Source organism: Enterobacter cloacae complex sp. 382A5 (assembly GCF_050031095.1).
GTDB classification, from domain to species: domain Bacteria; phylum Pseudomonadota; class Gammaproteobacteria; order Enterobacterales; family Enterobacteriaceae; genus Enterobacter; species Enterobacter cloacae.
In genome coordinates this window covers 4,096,080-4,117,378 of record NZ_JBLGVK010000001.1, presented here as the reverse complement: position 1 = coordinate 4,117,378, position 21,299 = coordinate 4,096,080, and the positions used below count along the sequence as shown (strand labels likewise).

The 21,299-nt window shown below is 53.1% G+C and carries 13 protein-coding genes and 1 pseudogene; 6 read left to right on the top strand and 8 right to left on the bottom strand.

Annotated elements, in window-relative coordinates; all coding sequences use genetic code 11:
• The first annotated feature begins 469 nt into the window (after positions 1-469).
• On the top strand, positions 470-1,894 hold the full coding sequence (locus ACQG2G_RS19405) for a DNA cytosine methyltransferase (RefSeq protein ID WP_003845273.1): 1,425 nt from the start codon (positions 470-472) through the stop codon (positions 1,892-1,894).
• A gap of 34 nt (positions 1,895-1,928) precedes the next feature.
• Here ACQG2G_RS19405 and ACQG2G_RS19400 read toward each other — a convergent pair whose 3' ends face one another.
• The gene (locus ACQG2G_RS19400; RefSeq protein WP_045260156.1) at positions 1,929-3,137 is read right to left on the bottom strand and encodes a type II restriction endonuclease; all 1,209 of its coding nucleotides are present in this window, start codon (positions 3,135-3,137) and stop codon (positions 1,929-1,931) included.
• Positions 3,138-4,055: 918 nt separating this feature from the next.
• Between ACQG2G_RS19400 and tdcA the strand changes: the two genes are divergently transcribed.
• From tdcA to pflB, 5 genes are all read left to right on the top strand, one after another.
• Positions 4,056-4,976, top strand: a complete 921-nt coding sequence (gene tdcA, locus ACQG2G_RS19395) for a transcriptional regulator TdcA (protein ID WP_038983586.1) — start codon at positions 4,056-4,058, stop codon at positions 4,974-4,976.
• Positions 4,977-5,094: 118 nt separating this feature from the next.
• On the top strand, positions 5,095-6,084 hold the full coding sequence (gene tdcB / locus ACQG2G_RS19390; RefSeq protein WP_045293766.1) for a bifunctional threonine ammonia-lyase/L-serine ammonia-lyase TdcB: 990 nt from the start codon (positions 5,095-5,097) through the stop codon (positions 6,082-6,084).
• 9 nt (positions 6,085-6,093) lie between these two features.
• Entirely contained in the window at positions 6,094-7,425 is a 1,332-nt protein-coding gene (tdcC, locus tag ACQG2G_RS19385) for a threonine/serine transporter TdcC (protein WP_013098878.1), read from the top strand.
• Between the two features lie 30 nt (positions 7,426-7,455).
• Positions 7,456-8,664 (top strand): propionate kinase, encoded by a 1,209-nt coding sequence (tdcD, locus tag ACQG2G_RS19380; protein WP_061772082.1) that lies wholly within the window; start codon positions 7,456-7,458, stop codon positions 8,662-8,664.
• Positions 8,665-8,679: 15 nt separating this feature from the next.
• The gene (gene pflB / locus ACQG2G_RS19375; protein WP_248766653.1) at positions 8,680-10,974 is read left to right on the top strand and encodes a formate C-acetyltransferase; all 2,295 of its coding nucleotides are present in this window, start codon (positions 8,680-8,682) and stop codon (positions 10,972-10,974) included.
• 43 nt (positions 10,975-11,017) lie between these two features.
• Here pflB and ACQG2G_RS19370 read toward each other — a convergent pair whose 3' ends face one another.
• The 7 genes and pseudogenes from ACQG2G_RS19370 to ACQG2G_RS19340 form a co-directional block, all read right to left on the bottom strand.
• The gene (locus ACQG2G_RS19370; protein WP_236275786.1) at positions 11,018-11,986 is read right to left on the bottom strand and encodes a DUF3396 domain-containing protein; all 969 of its coding nucleotides are present in this window, start codon (positions 11,984-11,986) and stop codon (positions 11,018-11,020) included.
• A 16-nt stretch (positions 11,987-12,002) separates the two neighbouring features.
• On the bottom strand, positions 12,003-13,211 hold the full coding sequence (locus tag ACQG2G_RS19365; RefSeq protein WP_061771934.1) for a DUF3396 domain-containing protein: 1,209 nt from the start codon (positions 13,209-13,211) through the stop codon (positions 12,003-12,005).
• 12 nt (positions 13,212-13,223) lie between these two features.
• Entirely contained in the window at positions 13,224-14,504 is a 1,281-nt protein-coding gene (locus ACQG2G_RS19360; protein ID WP_061771933.1) for a VRR-NUC domain-containing protein, read from the bottom strand.
• Positions 14,504-16,023 (bottom strand): annotated as a pseudogene (vgrG, locus tag ACQG2G_RS19355) (type VI secretion system tip protein VgrG). Before vgrG ends, ACQG2G_RS19360 begins: the two are co-directional and overlap by 1 nt.
• Before the next feature lie 15 nt (positions 16,024-16,038).
• Positions 16,039-17,175, bottom strand: a complete 1,137-nt coding sequence (locus ACQG2G_RS19350) for an Imm72 family immunity protein (protein WP_194501226.1) — start codon at positions 17,173-17,175, stop codon at positions 16,039-16,041.
• Positions 17,172-18,719, bottom strand: a complete 1,548-nt coding sequence (locus tag ACQG2G_RS19345; RefSeq protein ID WP_061772112.1) for a hypothetical protein — start codon at positions 18,717-18,719, stop codon at positions 17,172-17,174. The genes ACQG2G_RS19350 and ACQG2G_RS19345 overlap by 4 nt, the downstream gene beginning before the upstream one ends.
• Entirely contained in the window at positions 18,716-21,268 is a 2,553-nt protein-coding gene (locus ACQG2G_RS19340; protein ID WP_248078692.1) for a type VI secretion system Vgr family protein, read from the bottom strand. Before ACQG2G_RS19340 ends, ACQG2G_RS19345 begins: the two co-directional genes overlap by 4 nt.
• Positions 21,269-21,299 lie beyond the last annotated feature (31 nt).

Below are 21,299 nucleotides of genomic sequence, written 5' to 3'. Positions count from 1 at the left end.
CAGGTAAGGTGAAGAGGCACCCGGGGTGGTAACACTACTGATTATAATGACTAAAAAAGTCATTTCAATCATTTTGAAGGATCTCTTAAGGTTAGAACCTATCGCCGTCTTAACATGCCAATATAGCCTAACTAATTAATATTTATACCTAAATTCGATTGTCATTGGAAAAATCCTGCATAATCACCTGCTGATATTTGGTGGGGATACCAGTGCGTTAGGAGGGGCTCTTTTGAACGGCGCTTAACCCCTTAAGCATTGGCGTGGTAAAACACTTAACTTATTTCAGTATTGGTCATTAGCAAGTTGTTCTGAAAGGCTTTCTTTGTCTTTTGAGCAGCATCCCTTATAACAGACTTTAAGGATTAGCCGAAATTATGTTAAATACTGTTTAAAAAACCAGTAATAAAATTTCCATCTGGGTTAAATGAGTGATAGAGTGTCACTCATAAGACCCTTTGGAGGCGTTATGTCTGAATTTGAATTACTGGCGCAGGATCTGCTTGAGAAAGTTGAAGTAGAAGAAAAGCAGCGACAGGAAAATGATAGAAAACTTATTGAGCAAGTACTGGAAATCTATGATCAGAAGTTTGTGGCAGAGCTCTTAAGAAAAGTTGGTAAAAACGACTGGAGTCGGGAAACGCTTAACCGTTGGATCAATGATAAATGCTCCCCTAGGTCACTGATTTCAGCCGAGGAGGCACTTCTTCGAAAAATGCTTCCGGAACCACCAGCAAATCATCCAGAGTATGCATTTCGTTTCGTTGATCTGTTTGCCGGGATTGGCGGTATTCGTAAGGGATTCGAAGCGATCGGGGGCCAGTGCGTCTTTACAAGCGAATGGAATAAACAAGCGGTTCGTACATATAAAGCTAACTGGTTTAATGACGAGCGAGCACATACATTTAATCTCGATATCCGAGAAGTCACTCTCAGTGACAAGCCTGAGGTATCAGAGACAGATGCTTATGCCTATATCGACGAACATGTTCCTGATCATGACGTGCTTTTGGCTGGCTTCCCTTGCCAGCCGTTTAGCCTTGCAGGAGTGAGTAAGAAAAATTCGCTGGGTCGCGCGCATGGGTTCGAGTGTGAAGCTCAAGGAACACTTTTCTTTGATGTGGCACGTATTATCCGGGCAAAAAAACCAGCCATTTTTGTGCTTGAGAACGTCAAAAACCTGAAAAGCCATGACAAAGGTAAAACTTTTAAAGTCATCATGGAGACGCTTGACGAGTTGGGCTATGAAGTTGCCGATGCGAAGGACATGGGGAAAAGTGATCCTAAGGTCATCGATGGCAAGCATTTTCTTCCTCAGCATCGTGAACGTATCGTTCTGGTGGGGTTCCGGCGCGACCTGAATATTCACAATGGCTTCACTCTCCGTGACGTCAGTCGATTTTATCCCGAACGACGTCCATCGTTTGGTGAGCTACTGGAGCCGGTGGTTGACAGCAAATATATCTTGACGCCTAAACTCTGGGAGTACCTTTATAACTATGCTAAAAAGCATGCCGCTAAGGGTAACGGCTTTGGTTTTGGCCTCGTTAACCCGGAAGATAAAGAAAGCGTGGCTCGCACACTTTCTGCCCGTTATCATAAAGACGGATCCGAAATTCTAATAGACCGTGGGTGGGATATGGCTGCTGGGGAAGTAGATTTTTCGAATGTTGAAAACCAAGCTCGCCGCCCACGGAGACTGACTCCCCGCGAGTGCGCACGCCTCATGGGCTTTGAAAAGCCAGATGGCAAGCCTTTTCGAATTCCGGTTTCTGACACGCAGTCATATCGTCAGTTCGGTAACTCCGTTGTGGTTCCTGTCTTTGAAGCCGTAGCCAGACTACTGGAGCCCTACATCCTCAAGGCTGTTTCTGCCAAGACTGATAAAGCATAATGGATACTCCCGGCCTTCACATGCCGGGAGCTTTTTATGGCAGTTCTGCGTAAAGCCCTGTAAGTTCAGCGATAAAAGCCCCCAGCGTCATTAGTTCGCCTCTCACCGCTTCCGGATATTTCCTGTGTAATGATGATGGTACAACCAGCTTGACTCCTGCATCTCGCATTTCACTATGCTGAGCCTGAGAAACTCCCTCCTGTAGAGTGAAAAGGTGTATCTGCCTGATTTTATCCGCCTCGTTTAGTATCTGACGCCAACGGTCTTTGCATGTTGTCTTCACCGCTAACATACGGAGATTTTCTTCGGGATATCCGATATCGTGGTAAGCCTCAGCAGATGGGAATAGAAAGTCAGGTTTTTTATTGCCCTCAGTTACTGCCTGCGTGGCGAAGTGTCGTAGACCATGCTCAACGAAAAGATGTTCAAGATGTAGCTCAAGTGACTTTCCCGCTCTTGATTTTCGGCGATTACTGACGGAATTAGCCAGTGCAATGAACTCATCGACAGAGCCGAACCCCTTACGAATGATGTCCAGTACGTGGAGCTCTTCTACGAGAAGAAAAATGTCGTACTCTATACGGCGTCTATCAATCAACTGTTCGTCTGGATCATTGGAGTTTTTTGCGTAGTGCCTTCCAGCATACTGGATAATTTCACTTCCTGATGGGAACTGCTGCTTCCAAGCGTCAGGTATATTGTATTTATGATTCACTGGGGCATGTTGTAGAGACAATCCCCCCAGAATTTCACTGGATGGCCCAAATATAAGCGTCCCAGGGATGACTTCCCCTATAACGGACTCAATAATATTCTCTTCATCAGGATTGACGCAGACCCATATGTTCACCTCTGAACTATCACCGCCTTGCTCATCCTGCTTAAACGCCAGAAGCGTAAGGGCTCCTGTATTTTCAGGATCTTGGAGTGGGCTTCCTCTTCCCCAGCGAGTAATTCTTCTCTCATTCCGGGTCCCGCCAAAGAAACGATTATTGTAATAGATGGCCCGAGCCTCGCTGTCCGGATACTCATGTGATGAAACATGCGCAGTAAGAAAAACAGACGGGTTCAGTTCTTGGGTATTGTTGATGGAAGGAAGTAGTTTTTCAGCGATGTCGGAAGAAATATATAGTCCTACCTGATGTCCACCTGTTGCGCCAGTATCATTGGCAGACAATCGTTTGATATAGAGAAAGTAATTGTCACCAGCTATCCTGAGCAGCCATTCCTGAAAAACCGACATAAGCATCCCTCTGTTGTCTGAAAGTTCGAAGCTCAATTTTTCCACAGAAACGGAAGGGGAGCCAGCAAACTTTCCTTGATTAATTAAGTGAATAAGTGCAGGTGTGTCTATCAAGGGTCTGAATGCATATGAACCCCCAGGGTGGATGCATCCCCAGCTCTTGGCATTTGATCCCGACGTATCGTGCACTTCAAATGGGATACAAAGCTGACTTATCGGTCAGCTTCAACTTCTTAGAGAACCCCGCTTCGGCGGGGTTTTTGCTTAATGGGGCATGTACGCAGGTTAAGCGCAGCGCCACCCGGCAACCCCCCAAACGACACCAATTCTCATATTTGCGACATTAAGCACATTTCACTGTTTTCTCCATTCATTGCCGCTCTGCTGTCTAATCCTGATCGTTATCACAAAATTTACCGCTAAAAAATCCTGAATTCTGAGTATGATTAATTTGTTATGAATGTTAACTTGATGATCCCGAATGTTTTCTTATTTGATATGCATATTTTGAAATTAAAAACATTCACCCTAAGAATGTGTGACGTATTCCACTCTTTCCCGAACCTCTGTCAAATTACGCCCGTAAATTTCGAAAAACTGAAAGAATGTTTCACATGAATAATGGCTATTTATTGTTCTTTAATTGCCTGAAAGATAGTCTTTATTGATTTTTTAAACGCAGCAAAATTTATCCGGGTTATCGCCATAAAATAAATTTATTACCGCCATTTTTGTTGATCAATATCAGCGTAATAGCGTATTTGGTTGGTTGTATTTTATTGATTTAAAAGGTTTTTGATGAGGTTTGGTAGTTGCTGGTAAGGGTGTGAAAAGGCAAATTGTGAGTAACAGCACATACCCCCTGAAACAATATTGAGTAGAATCCACCCCGTCATAGGGAAATAAGCGCAGAATATTATGAACACTATTATTCTACCGAAAACACAGCACCTCGTGGTATTTCAGGAAGTCATTAAAAGTGGCTCCATAGGTTCTGCAGCAAGACAACTGGGTCTGACGCAACCCGCCGTCAGCAAAATTATCAGTGACATCGAATCTTACTTCGGTGTGGAAGTGATGGTGCGTAAAAACACGGGCGTAAAACTGACGGCGGCGGGCCAGGTTCTGCTCTCGTACTCAGAGTCGATCACCCGTGAGATGAAAAACATGGTGAGCGAGATTAACAGCCTCAGTTTCAGCACCGTCATGGACGTCTCGTTTGGTTATCCATCGCTGATTGGCTTCACGTTCCTCTCTGAAATGATCAAAAAATTCAAGGAAGTGTTCCCGAAAGCGCGGGTCTCCATGTATGAAGCGCAGCTCTCTTCTTTCCTTCCCGCCATTCGTGACGGGCGGCTGGACTTTGCCATCGGCACGCTGAGTGATGAAATGCTGCTGCAAGATCTGCATGTCGAACCGCTGTTCGAGTCTGAATTTGTGCTGGTGGCCAGCAAATCACGAACGTGCACCGCCCCGACGACACTGGCATCGCTCACCCATGAGCAGTGGGTGATGCCGCAAACCGACATGGGCTACTACAAAGAACTTCTGACCACCCTGCAAGACAACCACATCAGTATTGAAAACATCGTCCAGACCGATTCCGTCGTCACCATTTATAACCTTGTCCTCAATGCCGACTACCTGACGGTGATCCCCCGCGACATGATTGCGCCGTTCGGTTCAGACCAGTTTATTGTGCTGCCAGTGGAAGATGAATTACCGGTGGCACGCTATGCCGCCGTGTGGTCCAAAAATTACAGAATTAAAAAATCAGCGTCAGTGTTAGTTGAGCTGGCGAAACAATATGCGTCACTGACCAGTGAACGACGACGATGAATAATTAATTTCCAAATAAGTAATTCCTGTTTTTGAAAAACACCCCAGAGCTTATTTTAGCTGTGCTCTGATACCCTGACTTTGCCCGAAAAGAATGAATTATTATAACGAGGATATTATGCATATTACCTACGATCTCCCGGTAACCATTGAAGATATTCAGGACGCCAGAAAACGACTGGCAGGAAAGATATATAAAACCGGCATGCCGCGCTCGAATTATCTCAGCGAACGCTGTAAGGGTGAAATCTTTCTGAAGTTTGAAAATATGCAGCGTACCGGCTCCTTCAAAATTCGCGGCGCGTTCAATAAATTAAGCTCGCTGACCGATGCTGAAAGACGTAAAGGGGTTGTGGCCTGCTCTGCGGGAAACCATGCGCAGGGCGTCTCCCTTTCCTGTGCCATGCTCGGCATCGACGGCAAAGTGGTGATGCCGATGGGCGCGCCAAAATCCAAAGTTGCCGCCACGCGTGACTACTCGGCGGAAGTGGTGCTGCACGGCGAGAACTTCAACGACACGATCGCCAAAGTGAGCGAAATCGTTGAGATGGAAGGGCGTATTTTTATCCCGCCTTACGATGACCCGAAAGTGATCGCCGGCCAGGGCACGATCGGCCTCGAAATTCTCGAAGATTTATACGATGTGGATAACATCATTGTGCCCATCGGCGGTGGCGGATTAATTGCTGGCATCGCAACGGCAATAAAATCGATTAACCCGACCATTAATATTATCGGCGTACAGTCTGAAAACGTTCACGGCATGGCGGCGTCGTATCAGGCGGGTGAAATTATTAACCATCGGGTTACCGGCACATTAGCAGACGGCTGCGACGTTTCTCGTCCGGGTAAATTAACCTTCGAAATTGTTCGTGAATTAGTCGACGACATTGTGCTGGTCAGCGAAGACGATATTCGTAACAGCATGATTGCGTTAATTCAGCGAAACAAAGTGGTGACCGAAGGGGCGGGGGCGCTGGCCTGCGCGGCGTTATTGAGCGGCAAGCTCGACCATTATATTCAGGGGCGCAAAACCGTCTGCATTATTTCCGGCGGCAATATCGATCTCTCTCGTGTTTCCCAAATTACCGGCTTCGTTGACGCATAAGGATGACCTATGAGCAACACTGAAAGCATTATCGTTGGCCAGACAAAAACGTCCTCCTGGCGTAAGTCAGACACCACCTGGACGCTGGGATTGTTTGGTACCGCCATTGGCGCAGGCGTGCTGTTCTTCCCTATACGTGCAGGTTTCGGTGGCTTGATCCCTATCCTGCTGATGCTGCTTCTCGCGTTCCCGATTGCGTTCTACTGCCACCGCGCGCTGGCGCGTCTGTGCCTGTCCGGTAGCAACGTTTCCGGCAATATCACCGAAACGGTGGAGGAGCATTTTGGTAAAACAGGCGGAGTGGTCATCACGTTCCTCTACTTCTTCGCCATTTGCCCGCTGCTGTGGATTTACGGCGTCACCATTACCAACACCTTTATGACCTTCTGGGAAAACCAGCTCCAGATGCCGGCGCTAAACCGCGGCGTGGTGGCGCTGTTCCTGCTGCTGCTGATGGCCTTTGTGATCTGGTTCGGTAAAGACCTGATGGTGAAGGTCATGAGCTATCTGGTATTCCCGTTTATCGCCAGTCTGGTGCTGATTTCCCTGTCGCTGATCCCTTACTGGAACTCGGCGGTGATCGACCAGGTTAACCTGAGCGATATCGCCTTCACCGGCCATGACGGCATACTGGTGACGGTGTGGCTGGGGATCTCCATCATGGTCTTCTCCTTTAACTTCTCACCAATTGTCTCCTCGTTTGTGGTCTCCAAGCGCGAAGAGTACGAACCGGAATTCGGTAAAGACTTCACCGAGCAGAAATGTTCCAGAATCATCGGCCGCGCCAGCCTGCTGATGGTCGCCGTAGTGATGTTCTTCGCCTTTAGCTGCCTGTTTACGCTCTCTCCGCAGAACATGGCTGATGCCAAAGCGCAGAACATTCCGGTGCTCTCTTATCTGGCGAACCATTTTGCGTCGATGTCAGGCACCAAATCGACGTTTGCGACGGTGCTGGAATACGGCGCCTCTATCATCGCGCTGGTCGCAATCTTCAAATCTTTCTTCGGCCACTATCTGGGCACGCTGGAAGGGCTGAACGGCCTGATCCTGAAGTTCGGGTACAAGGGCGATAAGAAGAAGGTCTCGGTGGGCAAACTGAACACCATCAGCATGGTCTTCATCATGGGCTCCACCTGGGTTGTCGCGTATGCCAACCCGAACATTCTGGACCTTATTGAGGCCATGGGAGCACCCATCATCGCTTCTCTGCTGTGTCTGCTGCCGATGTATGCCATCCGCAAAGCCCCGGCAATGGCGAAGTATAAGGGCAGACCCGAGAACATCTTCGTCACTGTTGTCGGCCTGCTGACCATTCTGAACATCGTTTACAAACTGTTCTAAATCAATGCTCAGGAAGAGCGGAGTCACACCATGATTGAGTTTCCGGTTGTACTGGTTATTAACTGCGGTTCGTCCTCTGTTAAGTTTTCAGTGCTCGATGCCAGCAGCTGCGATGCCTTGATGACGGGCATTGCCGACGGTATCAACACTGAAAAAGCCTTTATTTCCGTGAACGGGGGTGAGCCAGCCACACTGGCTCACCATGACTACGAAGGGGCGCTGGCTGCCATCGCCCTGGAGCTGGAGAAGCGTGACCTGATGAGCAGCGTGGCCTTAATTGGCCACCGCATTGCCCACGGCGGTGAACGCTTCAGCGAGTCGACCCTTATCACGGAGCAGGTTATCAACGAGATCCGCCAGGTTTCTTCTCTGGCACCACTGCACAACTACGCCAACTTAAGCGGTGTGGAAGCGGCGGAACGCCTGTTCCCGAACGTTCAGCAGGTGGCGGTGTTTGACACCAGTTTCCATCAGACGCTGCCGCCGCAGGCGTATTTGTATGGGTTGCCGTACCGCTATTTTGAGGAGCTGGGCGTGCGGCGCTACGGTTTTCACGGTACTTCCCACCGCTACGTTGCCGGGCAGGCGCATGCGCTTCTCGGACTTTCACCGGACGACAACGGGTTAGTGATTGCCCACCTGGGTAATGGCGCGTCGATTTGCGCGGTTCGTAATGGCAAAAGCGTCGATACCTCGATGGGGATGACGCCGCTGGAAGGGCTGATGATGGGCACGCGCTGTGGCGACGTGGATTTTGGCGCGATGGCGTGGATTGCCCAGCAAACCGGCCAGTCGTTCGAGGAGCTGGAGCGTGTGGTTAACAAAGAATCTGGCTTGCTGGGGATCTCCGGGATTTCCGCCGATCTCAGGACGCTGGAAAAAGCCTGGCGCGAGGGAAATCCGCGGGCGCAGCTGGCGATAAAAACCTTTGTGCACCGCATTGCACGGCATATCGCTGGCCACGCGGCGTCGCTGCATCGCCTGGACGGGGTGGTGTTTACCGGAGGGATTGGCGAGAACTCTACGCTCATCCGCAGGCTGGTAGCAGAACATCTCAAGGTCTTTGGCCTCATCCTCGACGAGACCCGCAACGCCCTGCCTGGCAGCGCGGGTGAACGCATCATCAGCGCCGATACGTCCCGCGTGGCGTGTGCGGTGATCCCTACCAATGAAGAAAAAATGATCGCGCTGGACGCCCTCCGTCTTGGGAAGGTTACCCCGGCTGCGGCTTACGCCTGACAGAGCGAGAATCTCATGAAAGTAACGATTGATACGCGCGTTGCGCCCTACAGCGACGCATGGGCCGGGTTTCGCGGTGAAGAATGGAAAGACGCCGTTAACGTGCGCGATTTTATTCAGCATAACTACACCCCTTATGAAGGCGACGAAACTTTCCTCGCGCAGGCGACGCCAGCAACGACGGCGCTGTGGCAAAAGGTGATGGTGGGGATTCGCCAGGAAAATGCCACCCACGCCCCGGTGGATTTCGATACCAACATCGCCACCACCATTACCGCTCACGGACCGGGCTATATCGACCGGGAGCTGGAGACCATCGTCGGCCTGCAAACCGATAAGCCGCTCAAGCGTGCCCTGCATCCGTATGGTGGGATCAACATGATCCGCAGCTCGTTCGAAGCCTACGGCCGCGAGATGGATCCGCAGTTCGAATACCTGTTTACCGACCTGCGTAAAACCCATAACCAGGGCGTGTTTGACGTCTACTCACCGGAGATGATGCGTTGCCGTAAATCGGGCGTACTGACCGGGCTGCCGGACGGCTACGGACGCGGGCGCATCATCGGCGACTACCGCCGCGTGGCGCTGTACGGCATCAGCTATCTGGTGCGTGAGCGTGAACTGCAGTTCGCGGATCTGCAGCCGAGACTGGAACGCGGCGAGGATCTGGAGGCGACGATCCGCCTGCGCGAAGAGCTGGCGGAGCATAAGCGTGCGCTGCTGCAGATCCAGCAGATGGCGGCGAACTACGGCTTTGATATCTCGCGTCCGGCGATGAACGCGCAGGAAGCGGTGCAGTGGCTGTACTTTACCTACCTGGCCGCGGTGAAATCCCAGAACGGTGGGGCGATGTCGCTGGGGCGTACCGCGTCATTCCTCGATATCTACATTGAACGCGATATGCAGGCCGGACGCCTGAGCGAGGTACAGGCCCAGGAGCTTATCGACCACTTCATCATGAAGATCCGTATGGTGCGTTTCCTGCGTACGCCGGAGTTCGACACGCTCTTCTCTGGCGATCCGATCTGGGCGACGGAGGTGATTGGCGGAATGGGGCTGGACGGCCGCACGCTGGTGACCAAAAACAGCTTCCGCTATCTGCACACGCTGCACACCATGGGGCCTGCGCCAGAGCCAAACCTGACGATCCTGTGGTCTGAACAACTGCCGATCGCGTTCAAGAAATACGCCGCGCAGGTCTCGATTGTCACCTCGTCGCTGCAGTATGAGAACGACGATCTGATGCGTGCCGACTTCAACAGCGACGACTACGCCATTGCCTGCTGCGTCAGCCCGATGGTGATCGGCAAGCAAATGCAGTTCTTTGGTGCCCGCGCCAACCTCGCCAAAACGCTGCTGTATGCGATCAACGGCGGGGTGGATGAGAAGCTGAAGATCCAGGTCGGGCCGAAAACCGCGCCGCTGCTGGACGAGGTGCTGGACTACGACACCGTGATGGCGAGCCTGGATCACTTTATGGACTGGCTGGCGGTGCAGTACATCAGCGCGCTGAATCTCATTCACTACATGCATGATAAGTACAGCTACGAAGCCTCGCTGATGGCGCTGCACGATCGGGACGTCTACCGCACCATGGCCTGCGGTATCGCCGGACTGTCGGTGGCCGCCGATTCCCTGTCGGCCATTAAATATGCGACGGTGAAACCGGTGCGCGACCATACCGGTCTGGCGGTCGATTTCGTCATTGAAGGGGATTATCCGCAGTACGGTAACAACGACGATCGCGTGGACAGCATCGCCTGTGACCTGGTGGAGCGCTTTATGAAGAAAATTCAGGCGTTACCAACCTATCGTAACGCGGTGCCGACCCAGTCGATCCTGACCATCACCTCGAACGTGGTGTACGGCCAGAAGACCGGCAACACGCCAGACGGACGCCGGGGCGGCACGCCGTTTGCGCCGGGTGCCAACCCAATGCACGGACGTGACAGAAAAGGGGCAGTGGCGTCGTTAACCTCGGTTGCCAAGTTGCCGTTCACCTACGCCAAGGACGGGATCTCTTACACTTTCTCCATCGTGCCGCAGGCGCTGGGCAAGGACGAGCTGGTACGCAAAACCAACCTTGTGGGGCTGCTGGACGGGTACTTCCACCACGAAACAGCCATCGAGGGCGGGCAGCATCTGAACGTCAACGTCATGAACCGGGAAATGCTGCTGGATGCCATTGCGCACCCGGAAAATTACCCGAACCTGACGATCCGCGTTTCGGGCTACGCCGTGCGCTTTAATGCCCTGACGCGCGAGCAGCAGCAGGATGTGATTTCAAGGACGTTTACGCAGGCGATGTAAGCTAAGTAAGGCTCTTAGCCCCCTTTGTTAAAAGGGGGCGGTTTCAATCCAGCAGGGCGCTGGCGTCGTCGAAGCGTCGATACCACTTCATGGTCGATTCTTTGTTAAACTGATGGTTCTCGTATGACGAGTAAAAATGCAGGGAACGGGGTTCATCATAGCGAACCGGCTTAATGATTTGATTTATCTTCACCAGTAGCGGAGGAAGGCCTTCAGTTTTCATCTCACCCACTGACGGAGGTAATTCACCGGCTTTCATAATTACCCCGTTATTATAGGAGAGCAGGCTGATTTCCGGTGTTTTCACCAGGCGTCGTGTGACGGCGTCTTCTCCACCGAGCTTTTCCAGCCACGGAGTTCCAAGAATGGTGTACCAGCAGGCACCTTTCAGACCAATGACTGCTGCACCGCCTTCCAGTGTTCCAATGGAATCCACCATCACGCCGGAAAAACGTTGCGCCAGGGCATATTCATACGGGAACATCCGTTCAAAGGCGTAGGGCAGAATAAATGACAGCCCGGCATAGCCGCTTTCAACGTCGAAGGTGTTGCATAGCCACAGCAGCCAGGCTTCATAGCGTTCCTTACCGTCCGGCTCTTTCAGCAGGGAGAGGGGGAAAATCAGTTTAATAACAGAGCGGCTATTTTCATTGTGGAATATACGTTTTCCCATAATAAGAATTTCATAATCCGGAGCATGGTAATCCGTATCGACGCTTCCCAAATACCAAGAAAAAATCTCCTCAGGCGTTGAGTCCAGGATCTGCTGCCGTTTTTTCTGATAGTTTTTATCCGTAATGCCAACCCACTTCGGTGCCATGGTTTTCTTCAGATACAGCTTAAACTCCTCGTAATAACGATCCACACATTCCACCATTTTACGGCGGACGTCCGCCGTATGGCCGTTTTTAAAAAACACGGTGATAATCAGCCCGAGATTGACCGCCGGGCTGCCGTCTTTGTATTTCACCGATGCTTCCGGCAGCCATTTTTCGATATAGTTTAGTTCCATCTCAGCCGCTCCCTTATTACGGAATAATAAATACGCTGCCCTTATCATCGCGCTTAAGCAGCGACCAGCAGGCGCGGTGTTTTTTGCCGTATTTATCCTCAAAGGCGGGCATTTTTTCTCCTTCCCGGGTCTGGATATACTCCGTTGTGCCGTTAACAATGGCGGCCCACTGCCCGGCGTGCGGGGCGGTTTCACCGGTCCAGCGGGTAATGCGTACCGGTTCAGATGAGGTTTCGGGCTCCTCGATGTCCAGCAGGGCGCTGGCGTCGTCGAAGCGGGCAAACCATTTCATGGAGGAAGCTTCATCAAACTGATAGTTTTCGTATTCTGAATAGAAATGCAACCCCTTATGCCCGTCATAACGAATCGGGCGAATAATCTGGTTCACTTTTACCAGTAAGGGCGGAAGGCTTTCCGTCTGCTTTTCCCCCAGTGACGGAGGTAACTCACCGGCTTTCATAATGACCCCGTTGCTATAGGAGAGCAGGCTGATTTCCGGTGTTTTCGCCAGGCGGCGTGTGACGGCACCTTCTCCACCGAGCTTTTCCAGCCACGGCGTACCCAGAATGGTGTACCAGCAGGCACTCTTGAGTCCTTCAACCGCCTCCCCGCCCTCCAGTGTGCCCAGAGAGTCCACTATTACACCGGAAAAGCGCTGTGCCAGGGCATACTCATACGGGAACATCCGTTCAAAGGCATAGGGCAGAATAAATGACAGCCCGGCATAGCCGCTTTCAACTTTAAAAGTGTTACATAACCACACCAGCCAGGATTCATACCGTTCCTTACCGTCCGGCTCTTTCAGCAGGGAAAGGGGAAAAATCAGTTTAATAACGGAGCGGTTATTTTCATTGTGGAATATACGTTTTCCCATAATAAGAATTTCATAATCCGGAGCATGGTAATCCGTATCGACGCTTCCCAAATACCAGGAAAAGATCTCCTCAGGCGTTGAGTCCAGGATCTGCTGCCGTTTTTTCTGATAGTTTTTATCTGTAATGCCAACCCACTTCGGTGCCATGGTTTTCTTCAGATACAGCTTAAACTCCTCGTAATAACGATCCACACATTCCACCATTTTGCGGCGGACATCCGGCGTATGGCCGTTTTTAAAAAATACGGTGATAATCAGCCCGAGATTGACCGCCGGGCTGCCGTCTTTGTATTTCACCGATGCTTCCGGCAGCCATTTTTCGATATAGTTTAGTTCCAGATCCTTTAACATCTTCAATCCCTATTATTGGGCTACCGCCACGGTTCCTGCGCCGAGGACCGCTGCCAGCGCCCCCCAGGCGCTTATCGCCAGGCGTACAATCAGTAAAAAAGCACCGATAATGGCTTCCGGGATACCCAGCGTCACTACCAGCACCCCGACGCCGACCGCCACCAGTATGACCCCTATGGCGGTAGCCGCATCGGTTAGCACCTGCACCCAGTCCACCTGGTTTAACATCTCCAGCGTCATATCCGTCGCCTGCTGGATCTCCCGCCAGGCGGCACGCAGCTGCGCATCCGTCCAGGAGGCCACCGTACGGCCGGTCCGGCTGGCCCAGCGCCATGCCTGGCTGCCCTGCAAATAGACCCACTCGCCGCTGTCGTTCAGCCAGCCCGCAGCGCGCTGGAGTTTCTGCTGCATCTCTTTTGACAGCGCACTCCAGCCTTCGGCGATGCCGCGTATGGCTCCTTCACTGAGATCGGCAACGGTATCACCCACATAGGTCCACGGCTGGATTCGGGCAGGCGCTGGCACATCTGGCGGACGCGGGGTAAAAATGGGGGGATAGAGGAACAGCGGCCAGTATTTCGCCCCGCTTTTCACCCAGTTCTGCAGGGTTACGTTGACCACCTGGTCGCTCCACTGCTGCTCCTGTGGGCGGCAGTCGTGGATCTCCAGGATAGTCATTCGTTCTTCATTTCCTGGCCCGCCAACAATCAGCATATAGTCATCGTACTGCCCTTGCTTAAACTCATCCTCCGGAAATTTAACCTCCACCAGCCGCTCCAGATTATCCGCATGCATCACTCCCTCGGTATCTGGCCCCGCAAGCCCCGGCCAGCGGTCATGCTTGTTCTTCACAATAATCACGTCCGGACGGCGATAAATGCCTTTTCCCGGTTCGGGAAAAGGATTGGTGGTATGCCGTCTGCCCGGCCCTGTCTGCGTACTGCTGAGATAAGGGCGGGGCGGCGTGGTGCGGATATCAAACGGTACTTCCGCTTTGTACCACCAGTAGTATTGTGCCGCGATTTCATCTGCGCGGATGAGTCCACTCATCATCAGCTGCTTTAGGCTCATCTGATAGCTTTTGTTGTTGCGACGAATTTTTGCCGACAGGCGAGGAAAGCGCATCGCATATTCAACCTTGATATGCAGATACTGACGGTTGTTCTCAGTCGGCAGCTGCGACTGCTTCTCCACCATCTCGACGCCGGTGGTGGTACAGTCCCACGGCTGGTTGTTTTTGCCCGAGGGAATATCGGGCGAGTCAGGCGATGTGGGTAAATCCGGTAGTTCCATTATGGCTGCTCCCTGAGTTCAGTTTCCATTTGTTGCTCTGAGCCGTCACCGATAAACCACAGCGTTTCCTGTGGCTGCGGTTTTTTCTGCACAACGTGTAGTTCGACGTTTTCCTGATTGCGGGTATATACGGGCACCGTTTTCCCTTCGTCATCGGTATAACCTGTCGCAGTCTGCCCGGAAGGTGTTGTGAGCCTGTAGGGTTTACCTGCCAGAAGGGTGCTCTGCTCATCCTGTAACTGATAGATTGCGGAATAGATATACGAGGTGCCCAGCCGGGGCATCTTTAACGGCATTGTGGCTGGTGCCGCCGCCATCGTCCGATTTGTCCGCCGCAGGTACGTCCCCAGGGTGCCGTACTCAATTTTCCCCGCTTCGAGTCGCAGGTAGCTCCCGCCGCCAGTCAGCGTGATGCGTTTTTTTCCGGCAAACGAGATGTCACTCGCCGAGTTCATCGTCAGCTTCTGCTCTGCAAACAGCGCCATTTTCCCGTTCTGCGCCTGTACCTCCACCGGGCCTTCGCTGGCTTTCAGGCTCAGCTGGCCCGTTCTGGCGAACAGCCCGAGCTTTTCTCCCGCCAGCGCCGTCATGTTGCCCGTGACGCCGGTGCTGATATCGCCTCCGGCGTTAATGGCAACGTTTTTTGTGGCCGTCATCTGCATATGCTCACCGCTGGTGAATGCCATTCCTTCCGGCGCGGAGAACAGCAGGGTTTCGTTCAGCGGCTTCAGGCGCTTGTCAAACGCTCTCCGGTGGTCATCGCGTCACTGCGCACGCTCACCGTGGCGTCCATCGGTGTCCCGGCGGTACGGTAGTTGTAATCCCGTACGCTGACCATGCCCGGCACCACCTTATACCGGGTGCGCACGTCCCACACCGACTCCTGTGCCCCGTCATACAGCCCGGACGGCTCGCGGTACGGCAGGCGTACGTCAAACCGGTAGTTCAGCTGGCTGTCGGCAAAAATATAAATATCCAGCCCGCGCGCCTCGTCCATTTCCGTGCGCCAGAAAATCCCCACCTCTGAAAGTATGCGCTGAATAAATTTGAGGTCCGTCTCCCGCCACTGGGTAATCAGCTCCCGCACCGGATACACCCGCTCCAGACGGAAATCGAAATCTGCGTCTTCAAGTCCATGCTGGCGCAGTACCTGTTCCACCACCTCCGGCACCGGCTGGTGCTGGAAAATGCGGCACTGGCGGGTGCGGCTGAGCAGCGCCAGACGGGAACTGAGCACCACCTGGTAATGCGACTGGTCAGCGGTGGTGGAAATCCACTCCAGGCGGGTGATAATGTCGTGCACCGCCTTCCCGCTGCGCATCCGCAGGGTGGCGTATTTCATCAGCACCTGTTCCGGGGCGAGATTGTTCTGTGGGGTGGTGAAGTCGATTCCCCATTGAAATGGCTCGCTCAGGGCTTCATTCCCGGTGAAGTTCAGTGCATCGAGTTTTACCGAGCTGTCGTTAATCTCCAGATGATAACAGGGCTGTCCGTCAAACAGCGCCAGCCAGTTGCCCATAGCGAAAACCAGTATTTAATCATCTCCTGGTTTTATATAAACACTGCCTCCGTCCTCCCGGTTTAAAAGGCTCCATATCGCCGGAAGATGAATTTCAGCCGCGTACATATCGCTCTGATATTTTGTCGCTTCCGGCATCAACTGCCCGGCCTGAATATCAGTAAACTGCTGATGCCCTCCGGTTATGGTCGCCCAGCGGCCTGAATGCGGGCAACGTTCCCCACTTGCGCAGGTAATATGTTTACTTGGCGCATCATCCAGAAAATATTCTGATTCATCAGGAATAATGCCGTCACAGTAGCGGGTATCTTCCCAGATCAGACGCCAGTGAACATCACGATGACGGATGGGATTATCGGATATCACCATTTCTTTATCACTTTCAATCAACACATCGTAATAAACCTGGCGGGGGGCATTCATGCCACGGATAAAATAGTTATAAGCACCGAGGTTTTTAAATCCACTAATACCATCTTTAATCACCAGTAACTTATGGCTGTACTGAATTTTTACTGGCTCCCATATACCGTCACAGGGAACCGGGTCATCGGTTTTAATAATGATATCGCTATGCTCAGGAACGGGGGGGAGTTTTTTCGGGAAAACCGGATAAGGCAACATCTTAAAATGATGGTTATATTTCACCGGGTCCAGTAAATATGCTGCATCAAGAATATTACAACTATTATCATGCGGCGGATACAGCAGATTGTCTCCTCTGAATTCTGCAGCATTTTTTAATTTATTCAATATTTCTATTTCAGGTGGATACGATTCCTCTTGACCTCCGCGTTCATGACAAGGCAAATAAAAAAATGAATTAATTAAATCTATCGGTCGGTCAAGCTGATCAAATACCCCTGTATTAATTTGCCATACCTGCCGGTTACCTGTCGCCAGTTCCGGTAACCCTTCGTCATAAAGACGCAGGGCATCATAGGCCCAGATAATATTCTTTGGATGAAAACCCGCCGATTTATCCTCCGGCCAGGTTTTCAGTGCCTCTTCATATTTCTGCACAAAATATGCCCAGGCATCCCGTTTGCGCTGCCACAGGGTGTAACTGCTCAGTCGTTGTAGCAGCCAGAACAACCGGCGGCGTACCTGGTCATCACTCATCGGGTATTTTGTTTTTTCAATCGTAATCATTGCTCACTTCCTGTAGTGGTCTGGCGCTCAATACGAGCTGCATTAACAATCGTTCTGTCCACCACCTTGCTGCGCAGTTCATCATCATGCAGATCCCGGGTAGTGGTGGCATAGGGCGGTTCAATTCCCTCGGGCTTGCTGTAACCGTGAACACCTTCCACGTCTTGCCAGCCCGTCGGATAAAACTCAGCTTTTACGCCGTTAATGTCAGTACTGGCTACCCTGCCGGTAGCTTTCACCTGCTCACCAACCCGATTCAGTTCCTGTTTCAGCATCTCATCCAGATTAATAATCACCTGCTCGCCCCCGCCTTGCAGATACTGGGCGGGAATCTCTTTCCCGAACTGTTCGGCGATCTTACCGTGCCAGGCGTTAGAACCCGGCATACGGTTCGCCAGATCTTCCGGTAGGTGCAGCACCACTAAAAAGCCGTTACCGTTCCACTCATCCAGGACTGCTGATAACTGCCGCCACTCTTCTGCACTGCCCGGTACTTTCTGGTAGCCCCAGAATCCACCAGCAGCCCACGAGCCATAGGGCGCTAAATCAGTCGGATTACCAAAAGCACGAAAAATCGTGCTACCGCCCATCTCACGGGCGCTTTTGGCAGTAATTTCACCGCTGAAAGAAGCGATATTGGCGTAGACTAACGACTTACCAAATGCCGGGCTTTTCTCCGGAAGTCGGGCGAATAAATCCGGGTAACCAGCTTTTGAATATTTCCGCCGCAATGTCATTTCATGTCGCTCCTCGGCATGAACACTCGGATACCGCGTCCCCTGCTTCGGCGCTTCCCGCAGCGGGCGTTCAATCAAATACGCCTCAGCCTCACGCCGGACTTCAGCGCGTCCTGTTCCCGTTGCTATGGTATGGATTTCTCCTTTGTACACCAGCGCCTGCAACGCCCGCAGTTTCGCATCCAGTTCTTTCAGCGCCTGTGGGATCATTTTCGCCGCCAGCGGTTGCAGTGCCGCAAAACCATCCCGTACCCAGAGTAAGTCCGCCTGCCATTTCTCCGGCAGCATCTGCCCGACCCGGGCCTTCAGGATCTGATTGATTACGGTGATCATCGTGTTGCAAAAATCACTCATCTTTTCAATCAACTGCGCCTGATACTCAACGACATTCAGCTTATTCAGCCACTTCACCGCATCACCTTCGCCGATACGGTTCAGAAACTTAATCACAGCCCCAAGGGTTTCCACATTCTCTGCTGCTTTTGTTGTCACACGCAGGGCCAGACGTCCAACACCTTTTATCACGCCGCCAATTACCGGGATTAGCGCAAACAGCAGGATCACCAGAAATACCCATTCACTCACGCTTTCCCGTTTCTTCGGTTCTTTTGCCAGTCCCATCGAAACAGCAATCAGATCGCGCACTGCCGTCACATCACCGACCAGCGGGATCATGCCGATCGCCGCATCAACGATGATCTGCCCGATGGTCTGTTTTTCATTAAATGCCCCCTGAAGCGTACCCCAGATCCACTGTCCGGTTTCCAGGCTGGTTTCCTTAAACCAGGCGACACTCATCCCGCTCATTCCACACCTCCGCTGTGTTTTGCTATCAGTGAGTCAATATCTGCCTCGCTCAGAGAGGTTCCGGTGAACTGTTGATTCTCAGTTTTATTTTTTCGTAAATAATTCCGGGTATCCGGCCCGAACTCCACCTGCACACTCCCCGGCGGAACGTCTTCCAGATGCAGATATCCCGCGCCGTCAAGGTTACCCTTCCTGACAACGCCATCGGCCAGAGTCGCTGTGAAAGGCGCGCCCACTACCGGGGCATCGTCGTGATACAGATACTGCATCAGTGCAGCGGCAGAGTATTTAACCGGAGCGGCAAGCCAGGGCATTTCCGGCTGTTGTGAAGCCGCCCCCGCCGCCATCGTCCTTTTCACCCGGCGCAGGTATGTCCCCAGGGTGCCGTATTCGATTTTCCCCGCCTCCAGCCGCAGGTAGCTCCCGCCGCCAGTCAGCGTGATGCGCTTTTTCCCGGCAAACGTGATGTCGCTCGCCGAGCTCATCGTCAGCTTCTTCTCTGCAAACAGCGCCATCTTCCCGTTCTGCGCCTGCATCTCCACCGGGCCTTCGCTGGCTTTCAGGCTCAGCTGGCCCGTTCTGGCGAACAGCCCGAGCTTTTCTCCCGCCAGCGCCGTCATGTTGCCCGTGACGCCGGTGCTGATATCGCCTCCGGCGTTGATGGCAACGTTTTTTGTGGCCGTCATCTGCAGGTGCTCACCGCTGGTGAATGCCATCCCTTCCGGGGCGGAGAACAGCAGGGTTTCATTCAGCGGCTTCAGGCGCTTTTCAAACATCCGTATCTGGCTGTCAATGTCCGCCTTCAGCGCCTGCGCCTGCTCAGCGGCTCTTTCCAGTTGCCGGAGCTGCTGCAGGCAGATATCAATTTCTTTCAGGGCGGTCTCCATCTCCAGCACCTCACCCGCCGCCTTCTGCTGCCCGTCCGCGGTGATAAACAGCCCTTTTGCGACGCGAATCACGCCGTGTTCATCGGTTCTGAGTTCAAACCCCTTGCCACGGGGTTTCGCCTGCGCATCCACCAGATGCCCGGTATTCAGCTGGGTTTTGCCGTACTCCGTGGCGAGTTTGATATGCTCCTCGCCGCGCCGGTCTTCCATCCTCAGCTTGTTGTTCGCGGGCGTGCGCAGCACATTGCGGGTGTGGTTGTCGCGGGTGACGTGGTCCGGGTGTTCAGAATCGTGCAGGGCGTGGGAGATATACGGCAGGTCGATGTCGCCGTTGCTGTACGCAATCGCCACTTCCGTACCGTCAAGAAGCGGGGTGTGCCAGCCGTACGTCCCACCGCTGTACGGCTTCGCCATCCGCAGCCACAGATACGCGAATCCCTGCTCTGCCTCGTCCCGGTCGAAATCCAGTCTGACGCGGTAGCGCCCCTGTTCATCCAGGTGCGCGCAGATGTCATTTTTCTTCCGGCTCTCGATGCGGGCAGGCAACGTGCCGTGTACCTCCGGGCGCGCTGTTTCCGCCGGGCGGAAGCAGTAACGTTCCGTGTACGGCATCCCGTCAACGGAGACGTGCAGGCGGGTGTCGCGGGCGGCGTGGTACTTCACCTCCGTGATGACCACACCCTCCTGCAGTGCGCGAATCACCTCGCCCTGCGGCTCCAGCACCTGGCCCGGCAGCAGGCCGGCGGCGTTACTCTCCAGATGAACACGCGCCGAGGCGTTCAGCTCCCGCTCATGGTGAATGCGGGCATAAAAGGCACCGGATTCGGTCTCCGGCTCCGGGTCAGCATCGTCGCCCGCCTCCCGGTACGGCTCTGCGTAGCGGTAGTGCTCTCCGGTGGTCACCGCGTCACTGCGCACGCTCACCGTGGCGTCCATCGGTGTTCCGGCGGTACGGTAGTTGTAATCCCGTACGCTGACCATGCCCGGCACCACCTTATACCGGGTGCGCACGTCCCACACTGACTCCAGTGCCCCGTCATACAGCCCGGACGGCTCGCGGTACGGCAGGCGGACGTCAAACCGGTAGTTCAGCTGGCTGTCGGCAAAAATATAACTGTCCAGCCCGCGCGCCTCGTCCATTTCCGTGCGCCAGAAAATCCCCACCTCTGACAGTATGCGCTGGATAAATTCGAGGTCCGTCTCCCGCCACTGGGTAATCAGCTCCCGCGCCGGGTACGCCCGCTCCAGGCGGAAGTCAAAATCCGCGCCTTCCAGACCATGCTGGCGCAAGACCTGCTCCACCACCTCCGGCACCGGCTGGTGCTGGAAAATGCGGCACTGGCGGGTGCGGCTGAGCAGCGCCAGACGGGAACTGAGCACCACCTGGTAATGAGACTGGTCAGCGGTGGTGGAAATCCACTCCAGGCGGGTGATGATGCCGTGCACCGCCTTGCCGCTGCGCATCCTCAGGGTGGCGTGTTTCATCAGCACGTCTTCAGGGGCGAGATTGTTCTGCGGGGTGGTGAAATCGATGGTCCAGCGAAAGGGCTCGCTCAGGGCCTCGTGCCCAGTAAACTTCAGCACGTCGGGCGTGACGGGGGAGTCGTTTATCTCCAGGGTGTAGCGGGTCTGTCCGTCGAAAAGCACCAGCCAGTTATCCATAACAAAGACCTGATTTTATGTGTGGTTAAAT

What these genes read in the sequence shown, in the direction of transcription:
- ACQG2G_RS19405 (WP_003845273.1), top strand. Translation starts at nt 470, where the DNA reads ATGTCTGAATTTGAATTACTGGCGCAGGATCTGCTTGAGAAAGTTGAA.
- ACQG2G_RS19400 (WP_045260156.1), bottom strand. Translation starts at nt 3,137, where the DNA reads ATGTCGGTTTTTCAGGAATGGCTGCTCAGGATAGCTGGTGACAATTAC.
- tdcA (WP_038983586.1), top strand. Translation starts at nt 4,056, where the DNA reads ATGAACACTATTATTCTACCGAAAACACAGCACCTCGTGGTATTTCAG.
- tdcB (WP_045293766.1), top strand. Translation starts at nt 5,095, where the DNA reads ATGCATATTACCTACGATCTCCCGGTAACCATTGAAGATATTCAGGAC.
- tdcC (WP_013098878.1), top strand. Translation starts at nt 6,094, where the DNA reads ATGAGCAACACTGAAAGCATTATCGTTGGCCAGACAAAAACGTCCTCC.
- tdcD (WP_061772082.1), top strand. Translation starts at nt 7,456, where the DNA reads ATGATTGAGTTTCCGGTTGTACTGGTTATTAACTGCGGTTCGTCCTCT.
- pflB (WP_248766653.1), top strand. Translation starts at nt 8,680, where the DNA reads ATGAAAGTAACGATTGATACGCGCGTTGCGCCCTACAGCGACGCATGG.
- ACQG2G_RS19370 (WP_236275786.1), bottom strand. Translation starts at nt 11,986, where the DNA reads ATGGAACTAAACTATATCGAAAAATGGCTGCCGGAAGCATCGGTGAAA.
- ACQG2G_RS19365 (WP_061771934.1), bottom strand. Translation starts at nt 13,211, where the DNA reads ATGTTAAAGGATCTGGAACTAAACTATATCGAAAAATGGCTGCCGGAA.
- ACQG2G_RS19360 (WP_061771933.1), bottom strand. Translation starts at nt 14,504, where the DNA reads ATGGAACTACCGGATTTACCCACATCGCCTGACTCGCCCGATATTCCC.
- ACQG2G_RS19350 (WP_194501226.1), bottom strand. Translation starts at nt 17,175, where the DNA reads ATGATTACGATTGAAAAAACAAAATACCCGATGAGTGATGACCAGGTA.
- ACQG2G_RS19345 (WP_061772112.1), bottom strand. Translation starts at nt 18,719, where the DNA reads ATGAGCGGGATGAGTGTCGCCTGGTTTAAGGAAACCAGCCTGGAAACC.
- ACQG2G_RS19340 (WP_248078692.1), bottom strand. Translation starts at nt 21,268, where the DNA reads ATGGATAACTGGCTGGTGCTTTTCGACGGACAGACCCGCTACACCCTG.